Annotated in this window: 22 protein-coding genes; 5 read left to right on the top strand and 17 right to left on the bottom strand. The window is 68.4% G+C overall.

The window, feature by feature from the left end:
• Window positions 1–104: 104 nt before the first annotated feature.
• Both E3O49_RS00185 and recO read right to left on the bottom strand, forming a co-directional pair.
• Window positions 105–923, bottom strand: coding sequence for an isoprenyl transferase (locus E3O49_RS00185; RefSeq protein WP_134365822.1), 819 nt, complete (start codon window positions 921–923; stop codon window positions 105–107).
• Entirely contained in the window at window positions 920–1,642 is a 723-nt protein-coding gene (gene recO, locus E3O49_RS00180) for a DNA repair protein RecO (RefSeq protein WP_134365823.1), read from the bottom strand. Before recO ends, E3O49_RS00185 begins: the two co-directional genes overlap by 4 nt.
• A gap of 87 nt (window positions 1,643–1,729) precedes the next feature.
• Here recO and E3O49_RS00175 point away from each other — a divergent pair, with 87 nt between their 5' ends.
• Both E3O49_RS00175 and E3O49_RS00170 read left to right on the top strand, forming a co-directional pair.
• Window positions 1,730–2,431: a trimeric intracellular cation channel family protein gene (locus tag E3O49_RS00175; RefSeq protein WP_241975862.1), complete on the top strand. Its 702-nt coding sequence runs from the start codon at window positions 1,730–1,732 to the stop codon at window positions 2,429–2,431.
• A gap of 91 nt (window positions 2,432–2,522) precedes the next feature.
• The gene (locus E3O49_RS00170; RefSeq protein WP_174776185.1) at window positions 2,523–3,266 is read left to right on the top strand and encodes a hypothetical protein; all 744 of its coding nucleotides are present in this window, start codon (window positions 2,523–2,525) and stop codon (window positions 3,264–3,266) included.
• A gap of 144 nt (window positions 3,267–3,410) precedes the next feature.
• Here E3O49_RS00170 and leuA read toward each other — a convergent pair whose 3' ends face one another.
• The 13 genes from leuA to hrcA all read right to left on the bottom strand — a co-directional run bounded on the left by leuA (window position 3,411) and on the right by hrcA (window position 16,595).
• Window positions 3,411–5,183, bottom strand: a complete 1,773-nt coding sequence (gene leuA, locus E3O49_RS00165) for a 2-isopropylmalate synthase (protein ID WP_134365824.1) — start codon at window positions 5,181–5,183, stop codon at window positions 3,411–3,413.
• 169 nt (window positions 5,184–5,352) lie between these two features.
• Window positions 5,353–7,833 carry a bifunctional lysylphosphatidylglycerol flippase/synthetase MprF gene (locus E3O49_RS00160; protein WP_241981004.1) on the bottom strand — a complete coding sequence of 827 codons (2,481 nt, stop codon included), beginning with the start codon at window positions 7,831–7,833 and terminating at the stop codon, window positions 5,353–5,355.
• Window positions 7,830–9,083 carry an alpha/beta hydrolase gene (locus tag E3O49_RS00155; protein WP_134365825.1) on the bottom strand — a complete coding sequence of 418 codons (1,254 nt, stop codon included), beginning with the start codon at window positions 9,081–9,083 and terminating at the stop codon, window positions 7,830–7,832. Before E3O49_RS00155 ends, E3O49_RS00160 begins: the two co-directional genes overlap by 4 nt.
• Window positions 9,084–9,190: 107 nt before the next feature.
• Window positions 9,191–9,319, bottom strand: a complete 129-nt coding sequence (locus E3O49_RS18965; protein WP_160140980.1) for a hypothetical protein — start codon at window positions 9,317–9,319, stop codon at window positions 9,191–9,193.
• Window positions 9,316–9,441, bottom strand: a complete 126-nt coding sequence (locus E3O49_RS17275; protein WP_255572673.1) for a hypothetical protein — start codon at window positions 9,439–9,441, stop codon at window positions 9,316–9,318. Before E3O49_RS17275 ends, E3O49_RS18965 begins: the two co-directional genes overlap by 4 nt.
• Window positions 9,442–9,494: 53 nt before the next feature.
• The gene (gene era / locus E3O49_RS00145) at window positions 9,495–10,397 is read right to left on the bottom strand and encodes a GTPase Era (protein WP_134365827.1); all 903 of its coding nucleotides are present in this window, start codon (window positions 10,395–10,397) and stop codon (window positions 9,495–9,497) included.
• The gene (locus tag E3O49_RS00140) at window positions 10,390–11,709 is read right to left on the bottom strand and encodes a hemolysin family protein (RefSeq protein ID WP_134365828.1); all 1,320 of its coding nucleotides are present in this window, start codon (window positions 11,707–11,709) and stop codon (window positions 10,390–10,392) included. The genes era and E3O49_RS00140 overlap by 8 nt, the downstream gene beginning before the upstream one ends.
• A complete protein-coding gene (gene ybeY / locus E3O49_RS00135) occupies window positions 11,706–12,173 on the bottom strand; it encodes an rRNA maturation RNase YbeY (protein ID WP_134365829.1) in 468 nt (155 codons plus the stop codon). Before ybeY ends, E3O49_RS00140 begins: the two co-directional genes overlap by 4 nt.
• The gene (locus E3O49_RS00130; RefSeq protein ID WP_134365870.1) at window positions 12,170–13,186 is read right to left on the bottom strand and encodes a PhoH family protein; all 1,017 of its coding nucleotides are present in this window, start codon (window positions 13,184–13,186) and stop codon (window positions 12,170–12,172) included. Before E3O49_RS00130 ends, ybeY begins: the two co-directional genes overlap by 4 nt.
• A 52-nt stretch (window positions 13,187–13,238) precedes the next feature.
• Window positions 13,239–13,616 carry an HIT domain-containing protein gene (locus tag E3O49_RS00125; RefSeq protein WP_134365830.1) on the bottom strand — a complete coding sequence of 126 codons (378 nt, stop codon included), beginning with the start codon at window positions 13,614–13,616 and terminating at the stop codon, window positions 13,239–13,241.
• A gap of 22 nt (window positions 13,617–13,638) precedes the next feature.
• Window positions 13,639–14,379 (bottom strand): 16S rRNA (uracil(1498)-N(3))-methyltransferase, encoded by a 741-nt coding sequence (locus E3O49_RS00120; protein WP_134365831.1) that lies wholly within the window; start codon window positions 14,377–14,379, stop codon window positions 13,639–13,641.
• A gap of 6 nt (window positions 14,380–14,385) precedes the next feature.
• Window positions 14,386–15,507 (bottom strand): molecular chaperone DnaJ, encoded by a 1,122-nt coding sequence (dnaJ, locus tag E3O49_RS00115; protein WP_134365832.1) that lies wholly within the window; start codon window positions 15,505–15,507, stop codon window positions 14,386–14,388.
• Between the two features lie 65 nt (window positions 15,508–15,572).
• Window positions 15,573–16,595 (bottom strand): heat-inducible transcriptional repressor HrcA, encoded by a 1,023-nt coding sequence (gene hrcA, locus E3O49_RS00110; RefSeq protein WP_134365833.1) that lies wholly within the window; start codon window positions 16,593–16,595, stop codon window positions 15,573–15,575.
• A 166-nt stretch (window positions 16,596–16,761) separates the two neighbouring features.
• On the opposite strand from hrcA, the gene E3O49_RS00105 reads away from it, so the two are divergent.
• From E3O49_RS00105 to E3O49_RS00095, 3 genes are read left to right on the top strand one after another with little or no spacing between them, the layout of a single operon-like run.
• Complete coding sequence (locus E3O49_RS00105) at window positions 16,762–17,208, top strand: DUF4870 domain-containing protein (protein ID WP_134365834.1); 447 nt, start codon at window positions 16,762–16,764, stop codon at window positions 17,206–17,208.
• Between the two features lie 4 nt (window positions 17,209–17,212).
• Window positions 17,213–17,329 (top strand): pentapeptide repeat-containing protein, encoded by a 117-nt coding sequence (locus tag E3O49_RS18960; RefSeq protein WP_134365835.1) that lies wholly within the window; start codon window positions 17,213–17,215, stop codon window positions 17,327–17,329.
• A gap of 35 nt (window positions 17,330–17,364) precedes the next feature.
• Window positions 17,365–17,745 (top strand): DUF4870 domain-containing protein, encoded by a 381-nt coding sequence (locus E3O49_RS00095; protein WP_241975864.1) that lies wholly within the window; start codon window positions 17,365–17,367, stop codon window positions 17,743–17,745.
• A gap of 175 nt (window positions 17,746–17,920) precedes the next feature.
• Here the strand turns inward: E3O49_RS00095 and hemW are convergent, their stop codons facing one another.
• Entirely contained in the window at window positions 17,921–19,147 is a 1,227-nt protein-coding gene (hemW, locus tag E3O49_RS00090; protein WP_134404367.1) for a radical SAM family heme chaperone HemW, read from the bottom strand.
• A gap of 4 nt (window positions 19,148–19,151) precedes the next feature.
• On the bottom strand, window positions 19,152–19,799 hold the full coding sequence (locus E3O49_RS00085; protein WP_134365837.1) for a DUF1990 family protein: 648 nt from the start codon (window positions 19,797–19,799) through the stop codon (window positions 19,152–19,154).

Genomic DNA, 19,799 nt, shown 5'->3' with positions numbered 1-19,799 from the left:
CCAACTCGGCTTTGGTCTCGGTGAGTTCATCAGGATTCACGCCTGAAAATTAACAGATTCCAGCGACGATTAACAGCCGACACGCCCAACCTAACTAAGAACTACTAGGGGGTGGGGGCGTCCACGGCGCCACCGTACCGGCGGTTTCGGGACGCGTAGAGTTCCACCGCCCGCCACAGGTCGACGCGGCTGAAGTCCGGCCAGAGCGTGTCCAGGAAGACCATCTCCGCGTAGGCGCTCTGCCAGAGCATGAAGTTGCTGGTGCGCTGCTCCCCCGAGCTGCGCACGAACAGGTCGACGTCGGGCAGGTCGGCGGTGTACAGGTGCCTCTGAATGGCCTTCTCGGTGATGCCGGAGGGCTTCAGCCTGCCCGCGGCGACGTCCTCGGCCAGCGCGCGCACAGCATCCGCAATCTCGGTGCGCCCGCCGTAGTTCACGCACATGGTCAGGGTGAGCACGTCGTTGCCGGCGGTGAGACGCTCGGCGTACTGCAGTTCGGTGATGACGGATGCCCAGAGCCGGGGCTTGCGCCCGGCCCACCGCACCCGCACGCCCCACTCATTGAGCTGGTCCCGCCGGCGGTGCAGAACGTCCCGGTTGAACCCCATCAGGAAGCGCACCTCATCGGGTGAACGTTTCCAGTTCTCGGTGGAGAAGGCGTAGACGCTCAGGTGCTTGACCCCGATCTGGATGGCGCCGGCGACGACGTCGAGCAGCGCTCCCTCCCCCGCCTTGTGTCCCTCCACTCGCGGGAGTCCGCGGGCGTTGGCCCACCGGCCGTTGCCGTCCATGACGACGGCCACATGCTCGGGCACGGCCTTCGCGGGCAGCGCCGGCGGATACAGGCCGGTCCAGTCGAGGGGCTTGTAAGCCACCGCGTCCTTGTGGGTGAACGGCTTCTGGCCGAAGGGGTTGGGGATCATCGACTGACGTGCTCCAAGGATCGGAGGCCGCGCCCGAGATGCCACTGCGTATACGCGGCGACGATTCCGGTGGCCTGGGCTCTGGTCTGGTCCGGGGTTGATTGTGCGTGCTCCCAGTCGCCCGTGAGAAGGGAGGCGAGCAGTGCGATCGTGGCCGGGTCGAGCCTCGGCGAGCCGGGGGCGGCGCAGTCGTCGCAGACGATCCCGCCGACCTGCACGACCACGGCAGAGTGGCTGCCCTTGGCGCCGCACCGGGAGCAGTCCTCGAAGCTGGGCGCCCAGCCGGCCATCGACAGGGCGCGCAGCAGGTAGGAGTCGAGGGTGAGGCCGGCCCCGTGCTCCCGGCGGGAGAGGGATCGGAGAGCGCCGACGAGCAGCAGGTACTGCTGCAGGGACCCCTCCGCCTCGGTCAGTTTGTCGGCCGTCTCGACCATGGCGCTGGCGGCGGTGTAGCTCGGGTAGTCGTCGGCGATCAGGGCGCCGTAGGAACCCAGCGATTCGGCCTGGGTGATGATGTCGAGGGTTCGACCCTCGTAAAGCTGCACGTCGGCGACCATGAACGGTTCGAGCCTGGCCCCGAATTTGGAGGCGGTGCGACGCACGCCCTTGGCGACCGCGCGCACCTTGCCGTGCTGCCTCGTGAGCATGGTGACGATCCGGTCGGCTTCACCCAGCTTCTGGGTGCGCAGCACGACGGCTTCATCACGATATACAGGCACCCGTCGATTCTCCCACCTGGAAGCCACGCGCGCGGCCGAGCGGCCGGCCGCCGCGCCGGGCGGGGGCTTTCAGTGGTTTCATTAGGGGTGCCCTCCACGTCTTTCTTCATCCCGCTCTGGCTCGACCTCGCCGCCGTCGCCATCGGCGCCATTCAGGGCGCCATGTTCGCGGGGCGTTTCACGGATCGGCGTTTCGACCTGCTCGGGATCGCCCTGATCGGAGTCACCGTGGGCCTGGGCGGCGGGCTGCTCCGCGACATCCTCCTCGACGGGGTGCCGGCGGCGCTGCAGAGCAACTGGTACCTGCCCGTGGCCGCCGGAGCCGCCCTGCTCGGAATGCTGCTGCAGAGTCTGTTCAACCGCCTCGGCCCGTTCATCATCGCCCTGGACGCCGTCACCATCGGCCTGTTCGGTGCCCTGGGCACCAGCAAGGCGCTCGCCGCCGGCTTGCCGGAGGTGCCCGCCCTGTTCGTGGGGGTCGTCACGGCCGTGGGCGGGTCGGCCCTGCGCGACATGATGCTGAACGTTCCCATCGCAGTCATGCACGTCGGCTCGTTCTACGCGGTGGCCGCCGGGGCGGGCAGCGGACTCCTGGTGGTGCTGTTCCTGTTGCAGGTTCCGATCACCATCGCCGGGATCAGCTGCGTCATCGTGACCACGGTCATCCGGGTACTCGCCGCCCGCTACGGCTGGAGCCTGCCGCAGCAGCGGGCGATCGGCAGTTGGCCCCGGTGGAGACGACGCGAGAACGTGGTCGCCTTCCGCCGGGGCCGCAATCGCGGCATCTGACAATCCCCCCTCACGACGAATTCCGCTCTCGCCTTTCACCCGATCCGGGGTGAGACTAATGAGAAGAACTCACATTGTTTGGAGGATCCTCATGAACAAGTTCAAGGGCAACCCGCCCGAATCGATGCCGGACCTGATGCCGGTGCTGTCCCGAGGCAAACACCGGAACCCGCGCTCGGGCGCCTGTTTCATGGAGTTCGCGTCCTATCTCGCGGGCGAGTCGTGGACGGACCATCCGGCCTGCACCCATCCTCTGCTCGCCTCCCTGGCGAGAATGGTGAACGACTGCACCTCGGACACCACCCGGGCACGCCTGGTTCCCCTGATCCCGTCGGTGATCGGGCTGAACGGCGACAATCCGCAGGTTCGCCTGCTGATCGCCCTCCGCGCTGCCGCCTCCGCCCTGCCGGTCACGAGCGCCGACCACCAGCGCGCGCTGGCGGTGGGGATCCTCAACTGCGAGCGACACCTGACCCACACCGACGGCGAACTCAGCGACGACATCGCCGGCCGGATCCGGACGGCGTTCGACTCCGCACCGGAAACCGAACGCTGGGCGCGGGAGTTCATCTCCTCCATGGGCTCCTGGACGCGAAGCAAGTTCACGGACCGCACCGCGGAGACCATCATCCGGGTCTCGGTGCAGGGCATCGCGGAGGCCTGCACGCCCGATCCGGACGGCCAGCTCTACGCGCTTCTGTCCGGGGCGATCGAGGATTGCACGGCCGTGCTGGCCCCGACCCGGTCGGCGGAGAAGATGCTCCACGGGGAGCCGGTGGCTCAGGCGAACCCGGTGCGCACAGAGCCGGTGCGTACGCACACCGCGCACGTCTAGCAGCCGCCGCACCGCGCAACCGCGGACGAAGAACGCCGTTCCGCCCGAGGGCCGCCGACTGGCGGCGATTCTCGGACGGAACGGCGTTTTCGGTGTGCCCGGGCCTCGGGCCTACCCGGGTGGACGGGGTCGGACCGGGTCGGACTAGACGCTGACCTCGGCCAGGGCGCGGTTGGCGGCTTCGGAGCGGATGCCGCGGTTCACTGCGGACACGACGGACTTGAGCGACGCGGTCGAGATGTCCGCGTCGATGCCGACGCCCCAGAACCGTTTGCCGTTGACGTCCAGTTCGACGTACGCGGCGGCGAGGGCGTCGCCGCCGGCCGACATGGCGTGCTCCACGTAGTCGTAGAGGGTGATCGCGATGCCGCGCTCGGCCATCACGCCGAGGAACGCGGCGATCGGGCCGTTGCCCGAGCCGACGGCGCTGGACACGGTGTCGTCGTCCCGCAGGTCCACCGACAGGTCGACCGTGCCGGAGAGATCGCTCGACGTGCGCGTGGAATGCAGCTCGAAGCGGCCCCATTTGGCGTCGGGGGTGGTGTGGCTGGCCGGCAGGTACTCGTCGTTGAAGATCTCCCAGATCTGTTCGCTGGTGACCTCGCCGCCTTCCTGGTCGGTCTTGGACTGCACGACGCCCGAGAATTCGATCTGCAGCTTGCGTGGCAGGTCGAGGGCGTGGTCGGTCTTCAGCAGGTACGCGACCCCGCCCTTGCCGGACTGGGAGTTGACCCGGATGACGGCCTCGTAGCTGCGGCCGAGGTCCTTCGGGTCGATCGGCAGGTACGGCACGGCCCAGACCAGGTCGTCGACGGAGCGGCCGGTGGCTGCGGCATCCGCGGCCATCGCCTCGAAGCCCTTCTTGATGGCGTCCTGGTGCGACCCGCTGAACGCCGTGAAGACGAGGTCGCCGGCCCAGGGGCTGCGCTCGGGCACCGGCAGCTGGTTGCAGTACTCGGCGGTGCGCTTGACTTCGTCGATGTTGCTGAAGTCGATCTGCGGGTCGATTCCCTGCGTGAACAGGTTCACGCCGAGGGCGACCAGGTCGACGTTGCCGGTGCGCTCCCCGTTGCCGAACAGGCAGCCTTCGATGCGGTCGGCGCCGGCCAGGTAGCCCAGCTCGGCGGCGGCGATCGCGGTGCCGCGGTCGTTGTGCGGGTGCAGGCTGATCAGCACGTTCTCGCGGTGGGCGAGGTGCCGGCCCATCCACTCGATCGAGTCGGCGTAGACGTTGGGCGTGGCCATCTCCACCGTGGCCGGCAGGTTGATGATGACCTTGCGCTCCGGCGTCGGCTCGAGGATTTCGAGTACCTGGTTGCAGACGTCGACGGCGAACTCGAGCTCGGTGCCGGTGTAGCTCTCCGGGGAGTATTCGTAGTAGACGGTGGTGCCCGGGATCGTGGCTTCCATCGCGCGGCAGGTGCGGGCACCGAACAGGGCGATGTCGATGATGCCCTGCTTGTCTTCACGGAACACCACCTCGCGCTGCAGGATGCTGGTGGAGTTGTACAGGTGCACGATGGCCTGCTTCGCGCCCGCGATCGACTCGTAGGTGCGACGGATCAGGTGTTCACGCGCCTGGGTGAGCACTTGGATGGTGACGTCGTCCGGGATGGCGTCCTCGTCGATCAGGCTGCGCACGAAATCGAAGTCGGTCTGGCTCGCCGAGGGGAACCCGACCTCGATTTCCTTGTAGCCCATGCGCACGAGCATGTCGAACATGATGCGCTTGCGCTCGGGGCTCATCGGGTCGATCAGGGCCTGGTTGCCGTCGCGCAGGTCGACGGCGCACCAGCGCGGCGCCTGCTCGATGTGCCTGGACGGCCAGGTGCGGTCGGGCAGGTTGACCCGGAACTGCTCGTGGTACGGGCGGTATTTGTGGATCGGCATCGCCGATGCGGTCTGATTGTTCTTCATGATCCTTCATCTCCTCGCGAATGGTGGTCAGCCAACGACAAACTCCGCGACGAGGGAGGCCTCAGATTAGGACTCGTCGCGGCAGCTAAGGAGGAGCACACCGGCATGCATTCTGTTAATTTAGCACCGATTCCCGGCTCGCGTGATTGCATTCTCGGCAGCGAGGGTTTCAGCCGAGGCTGCGGGCGAAGGCAACGGCCTCCCGCATGGACAGCGACGGCAGGTAGGCGCGGGCGAGAGCCAGCCCGATGGTCGGCAGCGCGACCGGATCCGGGTAGGCCATGAACAGGGGGTGGAACTCGGGCTGGAACTTGCGTTTGAACGCCAGCAGGGACTGGAAGCCGTAGACCGGCTCCAGCGCTCGGCCGAGGAAGTTCACCACCCGTGCCGCCAGGCTGCCGTCCCGCTCGTCGCCCGCTCCTCCCCCGGTGCGGGCCAACGGGGCCGCGGACAGGCTGAGGAACTCGATCTCGGGTCGTTCGCTCATCGTCTGTGCCGTCTGCGCGATCAGGAATTCCATCACCCCGTTCATGCTGTCCGGTCGGCGGCGCATGAAGTCCAGCGTCCAGCCGATGACGACCCCGTCGCGGTAGCTCGGCAGCCAGCTGGTCACGGCGTGCACGTGGTCATCGGCGTCGATCGCCAGCATCAGTCGCACCGCCGGGTCACGGAGCTCATCGAGTCCGCCGAGGGTGAAATCGAGTTCCGGCAGCTCCTTCTCCTGCACCCACTGTTCCGAGATCTCGGAGATCTGCACGGCCTGCAGCAGGGTCAGGCTGCGATAGTCCGTCCATTCCGCCCGCACCCCGGCGCGGTCGGCCCGGTTGATTGACGAGCGGATGTCTTGCCACTTCTTGCCCCTCGTGTCCCAGGTGCGCGGCCGCAGGATGGTCTCCTCCCCGATGCCCATGGACCGCCAGCCCATTCCGGCGAAGGTGGGCTGCCAGTGGTCGTGGAGGCTGTAGAAGACGGGCACCCAGCCGTTGTCGTCGCACATCGTGGCGAAGTCCGCGATCGCCTGGGCGCCGTCTTCGATGGGGCCGACCGGTTCCGTCGTGGTGATCGCAACGCCGTTGAACACCCGGTAGGCGATGGCCGTCGTTCCGGACGGGCTGAACCAGATCGAGTTGCCGTCCCAGGTGGTCATGAAGGCCAGGGACCCGCCTCCGCCGCCGCGGATGAGTAACTTCCGCAGCCTGGCCTGGTCGTTCCCGCCCCCGGACCCGCTGCTGCGGATGCCCTGGATGGCGCCGACGATCACGATGATCCAGAACGCGGGGCCCACCCACTGGTAGAGCGCGGTCGTTACCCAGTCCGTCGGGAGGAAGGAGAGCCGCTCCAGGCGGAGGAAGCCGACCGGAATGAACCGCTCCGGGACATCCGTCACGAGATCCAGCAGGGTCACCGTGGGGCGGAAACGGTCGCGCAACAGCCAGCCGCCGGTGACGTAAAGCGAGGCCAGTGCGAGGAAACCCGCCACGATCGAGAGCGCGAAGCGCCGACGCACGCCCGGACGGCTGCGCACGGGGAATCGCCGGAGGTTCGCGGCGATCAGGATCGCCGTCGCGACCGGCACGAGCACGGAAACCACGAGCACGAGTGCGACTTCCCAGTAGCGCAGGGGGTGCCACCGCCACACGTACGGCTGGCCGGAGATCGGCAGGAGCCCGTAGTACCAGGCGCCGAGCACAGCCATTGCGGCGTTGACGACGATCGCGAGCCAGGCGCCGAAGCGCCGTCCCCTGGCGAGGCCGTAGGCGGCGACGAGCAGGGTGACCAAAGGGAGCAGGCTGACCAGGACGGGCCCGACGCCGCCGACCCGTTCCAGGGTGAGCTCGTGCACGCACTGCCGGGTGATGTCGCCCAGCAGGCACCGGTCGACGACGTCGCCGGCCGCCGGCACGTCCTGAGTGAGCAGGAGGCCGAGCGGCGCCAGCACCCCGAACCGGGCGCCGGAGAAGATGGTGATGAGCGGTCCGACCGCGAGCACTCCCACGACCGCGGCGAGGAGCGTGCGGGTCTCATGGTGTGAGCTGCGCCGCCAGGTGAGGTCGATCGGCCGCGGGCGGAAGGCCGCCCCGAGGCCGAGACCGACGAGGGCAGCGATCAGACGGTAGACATCCGAGGGCTGGCCGGAGTACAGCAGGAGGACCAGCGCGCCCGAGATTGTGAACACGCGGATGCGGCGGCGCCACAGCGGTCCGGCGTAGAAGCTGGCGGCCATGATGGTTCCCACGATCGGAGTGAAGGGGTCGAGCGACCAGAGTTCGCTCACCCGTCGGGACCAGAACTCGCCGCCGGCGACGCCGAGACTCTGCCCGAGGATGCCGAGGCCGGCACCAAGGACGGCCGTGACGACGAACGCGATCGCGGTGCGGACGCCGCCCATCAGCCGTTCGGCCTGGCCGAGCACGACGACCGCGGCGAAGAGCGCCAGGACGACTTCTGCGGCGTTGTCGACGAAGAAGACGGAGGTGAGGGGGCTCCACCAGTGGCCGTTTTCGACCACCGATTCGTACCCGGTGCCGAGGATCCCCCTCAGGGCGGGCGACGGTCCGGTGAGCGGCCCCGTGACGAGGGCCGCCAGCAGCAGCAGCGCGTACCCCATGGCCAGGGGCTGCCCGGCCACCAGGCGCCGCAGGCCTGTCACGGTGAGGCCGGTAATCCGGTGGTTGTCGCGATGACCGGGAGCGCGCGTGTCCAGGCGTAGATGACCGTGTGCCAATCGTGTGCCGTGCCCGGTGACACGATGAGTTCCGTGGTCGCGCCCGCCCGGCGCGCTGCGGTCTCGAGGGTGTGCGCCCAGGCCAGGTAGCGGGCGTCGTCGGCGCCGACGGCGAAGATGATGTGGAGCGCCGCGTAGGGGGCGTGCGCGGCCAGGATGGCGGTCGGCGCCGCGGCGGCGTAGGCCGCCGCGCTGCCGTCGAACCCGATCTGGATGGTGTGGTCCGGGCTGCCGGACTTCGGCGCTATTTCGCCCGATATGTCGAAGATCGTGCCGTACAGCTCCGGGTGCGCGGCTCCGAGCTGGATCGAGCAGGTGCCGCCCTGGGAGAAACCGGCGATGGCCCAGCCGGTCGGCGCGGCCGCCACCGCCAGGTGCGACCGGATCCAGGCCGGCACGTCGACCGTCAAATAGGTGGCGGCGTTGCCGAGCGGGGAGTCGACACACATCGGGTTCCTGTCCGGGGCGCCCAGTTGGTCGGGCACGACGATGATCGGCGTGAGGCCGTGGTGCGCGGCCGCGTAGGCGTCGAGGATTTCGGCGAGCCGGTCGGAGGTGAAAACGTCCGACGGGCTCCCCGGCTGCCCGGAGAGCATCTCCACGACGGGCAGGATCGGCGGCCGGTCGACCAGGGCCGCGGCGGGCAGGTACACGAATGCGGGCCGCGCTGCGAAGCCGGAGGTGGATGCCGGGATGGTGACCTTTCCGATCGCGCCGCCGGTGGACCCGACCGGCGCCCGCTGCATCAGGTCGAGCGAGCCGTAGAGCGGGAGCCCCAGGGCAATCCGGAGGGTGGGGTACTCGCCGAATTCGGCGTTGATTCCCGCGGCCGTGCACAGCAGGATCAGGGGAATGGCGGCGACGGCGACCGTGCGACGCCATCGGGTGCTGCCGATGAGGTTGGTGACGGCGAGCACGAGCGCGGCGAAGAGGGCGGTCACCCACACGCGGGTCGGCAGGGACATGGACACTCCGAAGACATCCCAGACGTCGCTGAGCAGCCAGACCAGCACCCAACCGGACACGGCGGCGGCGGCAACGCCCGCGAGGAAGACGAGCGCACGACGGATGCTCAGGCGGCGCAGTGCCAGCACCACGACGACGACACCGGTCAGCGCGTACAGCCCGAGGAGGAACGGGCCGGCCAGGAGACTGGTGTCGAGCAGATCGGTCATGATGCGAATCCTCCGCCACCCACTCTCACACCGACCACGGCGAAGTGGCACGCGGGAGACCGGTTCTGAAGGACACTTCAGGAACCGCCGCCGTCGTTACAGAGAATTTACGGCTGGCATTCAGACTCGCCAGCCCGGGCGACGCCGAGGACGATGAGGCACTGGGCCGCGATGTAGCTGAGCATGACTAGGAAGCCGCTCTCCCAGATTCCCGCGTCCGGTACGAATTTGTTCAACGCCAGCAGGGAATCGGAGACCAGGACAGGGCGGCACCGACCGCGACCGGGGCGGAGCACGGGGTCACGGTGATCGCCATGGCCGTGGTCATGGAGGCGTAGATGGTGACCGGCACCAGCATCCCGCCGCGGTGCGGGCGCGAGCACGAGCATCAGCCCGCGGCGGACGGGCCGGCTAGAAGCCGAGGCGGCCCAGCTGTTTCGGGTCGCGCTGCCATTCCTTAGCGACCTTGACCCGCAGCGACAGGAAGACCCGTTTGCCGACGAGGGGCTCGATCTGCTTGCGGGCGCGCATGCCGACATCCTTCAACCGGCTGCCCGACTTGCCGATGATGATGCCCTTCTGGCTGTCCCGTTCGACAAACAGGTTCGCGTAGACCTCGACCAGTTCCTGGTCGTCGCGCTCGATGATGTCGTCGATGGTCACGGCGATCGAGTGCGGCAGCTCGTCGGTGACGCCCTCGAGCGCCGCCTCGCGGATGTACTCGGAGATGCGCGACTCGAGGCTCTCGTCGGTGACCGCGTCGGCCGGGTAGAGCGGCGCATCCGAAAGCGGAAGCAGCCGCAGCAGCTCGGCGCTGAGGATGTCGAGCTGGATGCGGCTGGTGGCCGAGATCGGCACGATCGCTTCCCAGTCGCGCAGCTCGGAGACGGCGAGGAGCTGGTTGGCGACACTCGTCTTGGAGGACGTGTCGATCTTGGTCACGATGGCCACCTTGCGGGCCCGGGGGAAGTTGTCGAGCTGCTCGTTGATGAAACGGTCGCCCGGGCCGATCGGCTCGTTCGCCGGGATGCACAGGCCCACCACGTCCACGCCGGCGAGGGTGGACTGCACCAGGCTGTTCAGACGCTCCCCGAGCAGGGTGCGCGGCTTGTGGATGCCGGGGGTGTCGACCAGGATCAGCTGACCGTTCTTCTGGTGCACGATCCCGCGGATTGCTCGCCTGGTGGTCTGCGGCTTCGAGGACGTGATGGCGACCTTCTCCCCCACCAGCGCATTCGTCAGGGTGGACTTTCCCACGTTGGGGCGTCCCACAAACGACACGAAGCCCGCGCGGAATCCATCTTCTTTAGTCATGACCATTCACTCTCTCATCGTCCGACACCCCGAGGAATGCGGTCTGTGCATCAATCAACGCTTGGTCTCGTTCCACCAGCACGGTGCTGATGCGCTTGCGGCGGCCCTCTGTGCGTTCCGCGGTGAGGACCAGCCCGCTGGTGGAGGCGACCGACCCGGCCACCGGCAACCGTCCGAGCGCCTTGGCCAGAAGTCCGCCCACCGAGTCGACCTCGTCGTCGTCGAGCTCCAGGTCGAACAGCTCGCCGAGCTCATCGACCGGCAGCCGGGCGCTCACCCGGAACCGGCCGTGGCCGAGGTCTTCGACCTCGACGACGTCACGGTCGTATTCGTCGGAGATGTCCCCGACGAGTTCCTCGATCAGGTCTTCGAGGGTGACCAGTCCGGCGATCCCACCATACTCGTCGACGACCATCGCGAGGTGGTTCGACTCCAACTGCATCTGCCGCAGCAGGGCGTCGGCCTTTTTCGATTCCGGTACGAACACCGCGGGCCGTTCCAGTTCACGGACGGTCAGGCTCTCCACGTTCGGGGGGCGTTCGTAGACGAGCCGGGCCACATCGCGAAGATAGAGGATGCCCGTGACGTCGTCGACCTCACCGTCGATGACGGGCACGCGCGAGAACCCCTTGCTCAGGAACAGGCCCATGGCCGCGCCGAGCGAGGAATCCGCCTCGATGGTGACCATGTCGGTGCGCGGAATCATCACCTCACGCACCACGGTCTCGTTGAACTCGAAGATTGAGTGGATCAGCTCGCGGTCTTCCTCCTCGAGCACGTCGAGCTCGGTGGCCTCGTCGACCATGCTCAGCAGCTGGTCCTCCGAGGTGAACGTGGCGAGCCGGGTGCGGCCGGGGGTGACCCGGTTGCCGAGCGCCACGAGCGCGTTCGCGATCGGCCCGAGCAGCACGCGGAGGAAGTGCACCAGCGGCGCCGTCGCCCGGAGCAGCCCGGTGGGGTGCGCCCGCCCGACGCTGCGCGGGCTCGCCCCGACCAGCACGAAGGACACCGCGGTCATCAGCAGGGACGAGAGGAGCAGGGCGAGCCACAGCTGCTCGATGGTGGTCGCGAACACGAGGGTCACGAGCACGGCCGCCGTGGTCTCGGCGATGATCCGCACGAAGCTGATCGTGTTCAGGTGCGCCCCGGTGTCGGCGGCGATCGCCGTCAGGGACCTCTTCGCCCGTGATTTCTCGGCCAGCTCGGCGATGTCGGCCCTGGACTGCACCGTGACGGCGGCGTCCACGGCGGCCATCAGGCCGCCGAAGGCGACCAGCACGATGGCTGCCGCGAGAAACCACCCGACGATCATCGGTTGCGGAGGCGTTCCTGCAGGGCGAAGCCGATCAGGATGTCCCGCTGGATGCCGAACATCTCCTTCTCTTCGGCCGGCTCGGCGTGGTCGAACCCGAGGAGGTGCAGGGTGCCGTGGGTGGTCAGCAGGAACAGTTCTTCGAGGGTGCTGTGGCCGGCGGTCTCGGCCTGGGCCTGCGCGACCTGCGGGCAGAGCACGATGTCGCCGAGCAGTCCAGGCGGCGTTTCGGCGTCTTCGGTGCCCGGGCGCAGTTCGTCCATCGGGAAGCTGAGCACGTCGGTCGGCCCCGGCTCGTCCATCCACTGCACGTGCAGCTGTTCCATGGCGCCCTCGTCGACGAGCACGATCGCCAGCTCGGCATCCGGGTGCACGTGCATGGAGTCCAGCGCGTACGCCGCCAGGCGGAGGATGGCGGCCTCATCGACCGGGATGGCCGATTCGTTGTTGATTTCGATGCTCAAGAAGGTCTCCGTTTCGGAAGGCGGTCACGGGGGGTGTTGGGGCGGCCCGGCCCGCGGTTGGCGAATTCGTGCGCCTGCTCGGTCTCGTAGCGCAGGGCCTGCTTCTGGGCGTCGTATTCGGTCCACGCGTCGACGATGCGGCCGACCAGAGAGTGGCGCACCACGTCGTCGCTGGTCAGGCGCACGAAGGCGATCTCGTCGACGCCTTCGAGCACGCGGCTGACGAGCCGGAGCCCGCTCGATCCGGCCGGCAGGTCGATCTGGGTGATGTCGCCGGTGACGACCATCTTGGAACCGAAGCCCAGCCGGGTCAGGAACATCTTCATCTGCTCCGGCGTGGTGTTCTGCGCCTCGTCGAGGACGACGAAGGAGGAGTTGAGCGTGCGCCCGCGCATGTACGCCAGCGGGGCCACCTCGATGGTTCCGGCGGCCAGCAGTTTGGGGACGAGCTCCGGGTCCATCATCTCGTTGAGGGCGTCGTAGAGGGGCCGCAGGTACGGGTCGATCTTCTCGGTCAGGCTGCCGGGCAGGAAGCCGAGGCGTTCCCCGGCCTCGACGGCGGGGCGGGTGAGGATGATCCGGTCGACCTCCTTGCGCTGCAGCGCCTGCACGGCCTTGGCCATCGCGAGGTAGGTCTTGCCGGTCCCGGCCGGCCCGATGCCGAACACGATCGTGTCGGTGTCGATGGCGTCGACGTAGCGTTTCTGCCCGATCGTCTTGGCACGGATGCTGCGGCCCCGGGAGGTCAGGAGTGCCGGGCCGAGGCGCTCGGACGGACTCGTGCTGCTGTCTTCTCCGAGCATCCGTGCCGACGTGCTCACCTCGGACTCGGCCAGGTCCCGGCCCGAGCGGATCATGACCAGGAGTTCCTCGATCAGCAAGCGCGCCGCCTCGACCGGGCCCGCCTCACCGGAGAGGGTGATCTCGTTGCCGCGCACGTGCACGGTGACGCCCGGGTGCTCCTTCTCGATGGTGGCGAGAAGGCGATCCTGCGCACCCAGCAAACGCACCATAGCGATGCCGTCGACCTGGACGCGGACCTCGGCCCGGCCGGGCTCGTGGGAGTCAGCGGAACCCAAGCGATCCCTCCCCGAGTGCTGGATCCCCGGGCTGCTGGGCCAGGAGATGGGCGTGGACGTGGAAGACGGTCTGACCGGCCGCCGCCCCGGTGTTGAAGACGAGACGGAACTGCCCGTCGGCGAGGTCGGCCGCGAGTGCGTCGGCCACGGCCACGAGTTCGGCCAGCAGTCCGGGGTCGCCGGCCGCCAGTTCGACCACGTTGCGGTATTCGCCGGTCTTGGGCGTGATGACGATGTGCACCGGGGCCTGGGGCGCGATGTCGTTGAAGGCGATGATCCGGTCGGTTTCCGCGACGATCGTCGCCGGGATCTCGCGCGCGGCGATGCGGCTGAAAATGGACGGTTCTGCACCGGTGGAAGACATGTCTCTATCTTAAGCTTCCCGGCTACCAGCGGCCGAGCGTCGCGTTCAGGATCGCCAGGGCGGCCGGCCCGGCGGTGGATGTGCGCAGCACGTTGTCGCCGAGTCGCACCCGGGTGGCCCCGGCCTGCTCGAGCAGGGTGAGTTCCGCGGGCGAGATGCCGCCTTCGGGGCCGACCACGAGCAGGATGTCGCGGTCGTCGGTCGGTGCGGCCTGCGAGGTGAGGCGTTCGGTCGCGGTGGGCTCCAGCAGCAGCATGCGGGTGGAGCCGGCCAGGGTCGCCAGCGTCTTCGTGCTCGCCAGGTCACCGACCGCGGGCAGCCAGGCCCGGATCGACTGCTTGGACGCCTCACGCACGATGCTCGACCAGCGGTCCCGGCCCTTGGCGATCTTGGCGCCCTCCCAGCGGGTCACCGAGCGCGAGGCGGCCCACGGGATCACCCCGTCGATGCCGAGTTCCGTGGCCGCTTGCACGGCCAACTCGTCCCGGTCACCCTTGGCGAGAGCCTGGACCAGGCGGATGCGCGGGGTCGGCGGCGCGCTGACGGTCACCGTGTCCACCCGCAGGGTGAGCAGGGACGCCTCAGCGCCGACCACGGTGGCGCCGAGCATCAGCCCCGCGCCGTTTCCGATCTGCAGGTGCTCTCCCGGGCGAACCCGGCTGACGGTGACCGCGTGCCGCGCCTCGGCGCCGCCGATGCCGACGACGCCCCCGACCGTGCAGTCCGAGGCCCGGAGGGCCTCATCGATGAAGAAGTGTGCCATGGACGCCTAGCCGCGGAACCGATCGCGGAGCTTGGCGAACAAGCCCTGCTGGAAGGCGCTGAGCGCCGGCGCGGGGGCCTTGTGCCGGGCCGCGAACGCTTCGATCAGTTCGCGTTCCTTGTGGTCCAGGCGCGTCGGGGTGGTCACGTGCACGCCGATCTTCAGGTCGCCGCGCCCGTTCCCGCGCAGGCGAGTCACCCCGCGCTCCTTGATCGTGATGACCTCCGCGCTCTGCATACCGGGCTTGATCTCGACCTCGATGTCCCCGTCGAGGGCCTTCACCGTGGCGGTGGTGCCCAGGATCGCATCCGTCATCGGCACCTCGAGGGTGGCGAGCAGGTCGTCGCCGTCGCGGCTGAAGACGTCGTGGTGGCGCACCTTCATCTCGAGGTACAGGTCGCCGTTGGGGCCGCCGGCCGGGCCGGCCTCGCCGCTGCCGGGCATCTGCAGGCGCAGCCCGGTGTCGACGCCGGCCGGGATGTCGACGGGCACCGTGCGGCGCGCGCGCACGCGGCCCTGGCCCTGGCAGGTGACGCAGGGGGTCGCGATGATCGTGCCGTAGCCGCGGCAGGAACCGCAGGGGCTGTTGGTCATGACGTTGCCCAGCAGCGACCGGACGGCACGCTGGATGTTGCCGGTGCCGTGGCAGATGTCGCAGGTGACGGGCGACGTGCCCGGCTGGCAGCAGGTGCCGCTGCAGCTGGTGCAGACGATGGCGGTGTCCACCTCGAGCTCACGGTGGGTGCCGAAGATGACCTCGTCGAGGTCGAGTTCGACCCGGACCAGTGCATCCTGGCCGCGCTCCCGGCGGGACCTCGGGCCGCGGGTGCCGCCGCCTCCGCCTCCGCCGAAGAAGGTCTCGAAGATGTCCCCGAAGTTGCCGAAGTTGGCGTCGGCGTACCCGTTGCCGCCGCCGGAGCGGCCGTTCCCGCCGCGGTCGTAGTTGTCGCGCTGCTTCGCGTCGCTCAGCACGTCGTAGGCGTGCGTCACGGATTTGAACCGCTCCGACGCGTCCGCGCCCGGGTTCACGTCGGGGTGCAGCTGCCGGGCGAGCTTGCGGTACGCCTTCTTGATCTCGTCGGTGGTGGCGTCGCGTGCAACGCCGAGTACTTCGTAATGGTCAGCCAAAGCTGGCTCTCCTCGATATGTTCTGATACGTGGTGCTCCCCCGGCTTCTCGGCCCGGGGAACTGGTCAATTCTCGCCGAGTAGGCGTGAAAGGTAGCGGGCGACCGCGCGCACGGCCGCCATGTTGTTGGAGTAGTCCATCCGGGTCGGGCCGAGCACGCCGAGGCGGGCCAGGTTGCCACCCTGCGACGAGTAGCCGCTGGTGAGAACGGATGTCTCGGCCAGCCCGAACGGCGCGTTCTCCCGGCCGATGCTGACGGACACACCGTGCTGGTCGGTGGCCATCTCACCGAACAGGCGCAGCAGCACGACCTGCTCCTCGATGGCCTCGAGCACCGGGTAGATGCTGCCGGTGAAGTCTTCCTCGGTGCGGACGAGGTTGGCCGCCCCGGCCATCACCAGCCGGTCCTGCCGGTTGGCCCCGACCTGGTCGTGCAGGGTTCCGGTGATCAGGTCGACGGCTTCCTGCTGCTCGAACGGTCCGAGCACGCCGGCTCCGGTCAGGGCGGCGGCGGCCTCGCTCATGCTGAGTCCGACCAGGGCGTGGTTCAGGCGGGTGCGGAGTTCGGCCAGAACGGGCTCGTCGAGCTGCCGGGGCAGGTCCACGATGCGTTGCTCGACCCGGCCGGCATCCGTGATCAGCACCGAGAGCAGGCGCGTCTCGGACAGGGGCACCAATTCGACGTGGCGCACCTTCGCGCGGGACAGCGAGGGATACTGCACCAGGGCCACCTGGTGGGTCAGGTGGGAGAGCAGGCGCACGCTTCGCGCCAGAACCTCGTCGAGGTCAGCGGACTGGCCGAGGAAGGTCTCGATCGCCTGGCGCTGCGCCGCGGACAGCGGACGCAGGTCGGCCAGGTGGTCGACGAAGAGGCGGTAGCCCTTGTCGGTCGGGATGCGGCCGGACGAGGTGTGCGGGGCCGCGATCAACTCTTCCTCTTCGAGGAGGGCCATGTCGTTGCGGATCGTGGCCGCCGAAACTCCGAAAGAGTGCCGGTCGACGATCGATTTGGAGCCGACCGGCTCGCGGGAGGCGACGTAGTCTTGAACGATCACGCGCAGAACTTCGAGGCCGCGGTCAGACACCATGTTGTCGCCTCCTCCCGTTCATCCTGAGCGCAGTGCACTGGCACTCTTCGTATGAGACTGCCAATCATACCGCGACCGGCTGTGGTTCCCCATTGCTCCCGCATGATTGACGGCAGTACCTTAGGCATGTAACAAGCGTCCCCCCTGTGCATCGAAAGGCACGATCATGAGCAATTCCACTGAGCCAACACCCGACGATTCGAACTGGGGACAGCGGCCGCCGCAGCCTCCGTACCAGCCCGCTGCTCCGACCGCTGCGGCACCCCTGACGGAGGCGGAAGACCGGCAGTGGGCGTCCCTCGCGCACCTCGGCGGCATCCTGAGCTTTGCGCCGTCACTCATTATCTGGCTGGTCTTCAAGGACCGCGGCCGCTTCACCAACGTCGAGGCGAAGGAAGCGCTCAACTTTCAGATCACGCTCCTGATCGGTTATTTCGCCATCAACTTGGTCGCCAACGTGATCGGCTTCCTCACCTTCGGCCTCGGGGGCGTCATCGGCATCCTCGCCTGGGCGCTCTACATCGTCGGGGTCGTCCTCTCCATCCTCGGATTCCAGAAGGCCAGGGAGGGAACGCACTACCAGTACCCCTACGCCCTTCACTTGATCAAGTAGCCGCTTGATCGGTAACCGCTTGATCGGTAGCCGCTTGATCGGTAGCCGCTTGATCGGTAGCCGCTTGATCGGTAGCCGCTTGATCGGTAGCCGCTTGATCGGTAGCCGCTTGATCCCGTAGCCCGGCACCAGCCAGAACAGTCAGAAGGAGCACGAATGTCCGAGTCCACCCCACCGCAACCGCCCGCCGGCCAGTACCAGGCCGCGAGCCAGATGAACCCCGCCGACGAGAAACTGTGGGCCACCCTGATCCACATCGGCGGGATCCTGTTCAATTTCCTGCCCGCCCTGATCGGCTACATCGTGCTCAAGGATCGCGGCCCGTTCATCCGGGCGCACACGGCCACGGCGCTGAACTTCCAGATCACGTTGTTGATCGCGTACACCGTCGGGGGGCTCCTGACCATCATCCTGGTCGGGTTCCTCATTCTCGCCGCAGCGGGCATCCTGAACATCGTGTTCGGCATCATGGCCGCCCTCGCCGCCAACAAGGGCGAGTACTACACCTACCCGTTGACGATCAAGTTCGTCAACTAGGGCCAGTCACTAGCGGCAGACACTGGTCGCCCCGAGCCAATTCGACGGAGATTTTGATTTAAAAACACGGATGCGGGCTGTTCGGCCCCGATTCCGGCAAAATCTCCGTCGAATTGGTTCCAGGACGGGCTGAGGGCAGTGGGTGCGCCCGTCAGCGCGGCAGTGGGTGCGCCCGTCAGTCGGCGAGGAGGCGGCGCACGACCGCATCCGCCAGCAGGCGTCCCCGCAGGGTCAACTCGACCGTTCCGCCGAGGGCGGCCCGGGCGTCGATCAGTTCGTCGGCGATCAGTCCGGCGACCTCCCGGCGCCCGAGCGGGGTGAGCGTGTCGATCCGGATGCCCTCACGGATGCGGGTGCGCAGCAGCACCCGTTCCACTTCGCGGGTCGCCGCGTCCAGGGTTTCGCGCCCGGCCGCCGGTGAATCCCCGGCCCGGATGCGGTCGGCGTACGCCGACGGATGCTTGACGTTCCACCAGCGCACCCCGCCGATGTGGCTGTGGGCGCCCGGCCCGACGCCCCACCAGTCCTGGCTGCGCCAGTAGGCGAGGTTGTGCCGGGAGCGGTGCGCGTCATCCGTGGCCCAGTTGCTGACCTCGTACCAGCCGTACCCGGCGGCGGCGAGTAGTTCGTCGGCCAGTTCGTAGAACTCGGCCTGCATGTCCTCGTCGACCGGCACCAGCTCGCCGCGTTTGATCTGGCGGGCCAGTTTGGTGCCTTCCTCGACGATCAGGGAGTAGGCGCTGATGTGGGTGGGGGCCAGCGCGATGGCGTGTTCGAGGCTGGTGCGCCAGTCGAGCAGGGTCTCCCCCGGTGTGCCGTAGATCAGGTCCAGGGACACGTCGAGGTCGGCGTCGCGGGCCCACTGCACGACGAGCGGCACCCGCTCGGGATCATGGGTGCGTTCCAGGGTGGCGAGCACGCTCGGCACGGCGGACTGCATGCCGAAGGACACCCGGGTGAAGCCGGCGTCGGCGAGGGTGGCGAGGTAGGCGGCATCAACGGAGTCGGGGTTCGCCTCCGTGGTCACCTCGGCCCCCGGGGCCAGGCCCCAGGTGGAACGCACGGCCTGCAGCATCCGGATCAGGTCGGCGGCCGGGAGCAGGGTCGGGGTGCCTCCGCCGAAGAAGACGGTCGCCGCCGGGCGCGCGGGCACGCCGGATGCCTCGAGGATGCCGCCGGCCGCCTCGACCTCGCTGATCGCCTGGCCGGCGTAGTCATTTTGGGACGCGCCCCTCAGCTCGGTGGCGGTGTAGGTGTTGAAGTCGCAGTAGCCGCAGCGCACCCGGCAGAAGGGCACGTGCAGGTAGACGCCGAAGTCGCGGTCCGCGGCCCGGTGCGCGGCCGTGGCCGGCAGCAGGCCGTCGCGGGGTGCGGGGTCGCCGAGGGGAAGGGCACTGCCCACGGGCCTATGCCCCGCCGATCGGGTGCAGCGCCCGCAGGTAGCGCTTCGTGAACTTCGCCTGCTGCAGCCGCAGCACCGGCGCGCCCAAGCGGTAGAACCAGGTGCTGGGGCGGGAAAAAGCCCGGATGGTGAGCCAGACGGAGTCGTCCTCCCGGTGGTCGACGATGAAGGACTCCTCGCCGCTCTCCGGGTGCCCGGCCATGGTGCCGTAGGCGAAGCCGACCTGGTCGGGCTCGTCGACCACGTAGACCACGCGCACCGGGGCGTCGATGGTGAACGGGCCGACCTTGACCGAGAGGTGCGCGGACATGCCGTTGACGATGTACGGGGTGCCGTCCTCGGCGAACGTGGCCTCGTCGGCGGGCTGCTTCTGGTCGCGGACGGCCTGCCCGTCGGCGCCGAAGACCAACCCGGTGTACTGCTCGCCCGTGCCGCCCTGCAGATCGGTCACGGTCATGCCGCTGCCCCGCTGCAGGCCCCAGGTCATCAGTGACTTCGAGGCCAGCTGGAAGCGGTCCGCGCCGCTGCCGAGACGAACGCTGCGCACGATCGGCCGGTAGCCCTTGGGCGGGTACCGGAGAAGGTCGGGCGCGAGGGTGCCGCCGATGGACGCGTAGGTGACGGCGGTGTCGGTGAAGGTGGCGCGGCGCAT

The organism is Cryobacterium shii, from assembly GCF_004402595.1.
Classification (GTDB): domain Bacteria; phylum Actinomycetota; class Actinomycetes; order Actinomycetales; family Microbacteriaceae; genus Cryobacterium; species Cryobacterium shii.
This window is presented reverse-complemented; position numbering and strand designations above follow the sequence as displayed.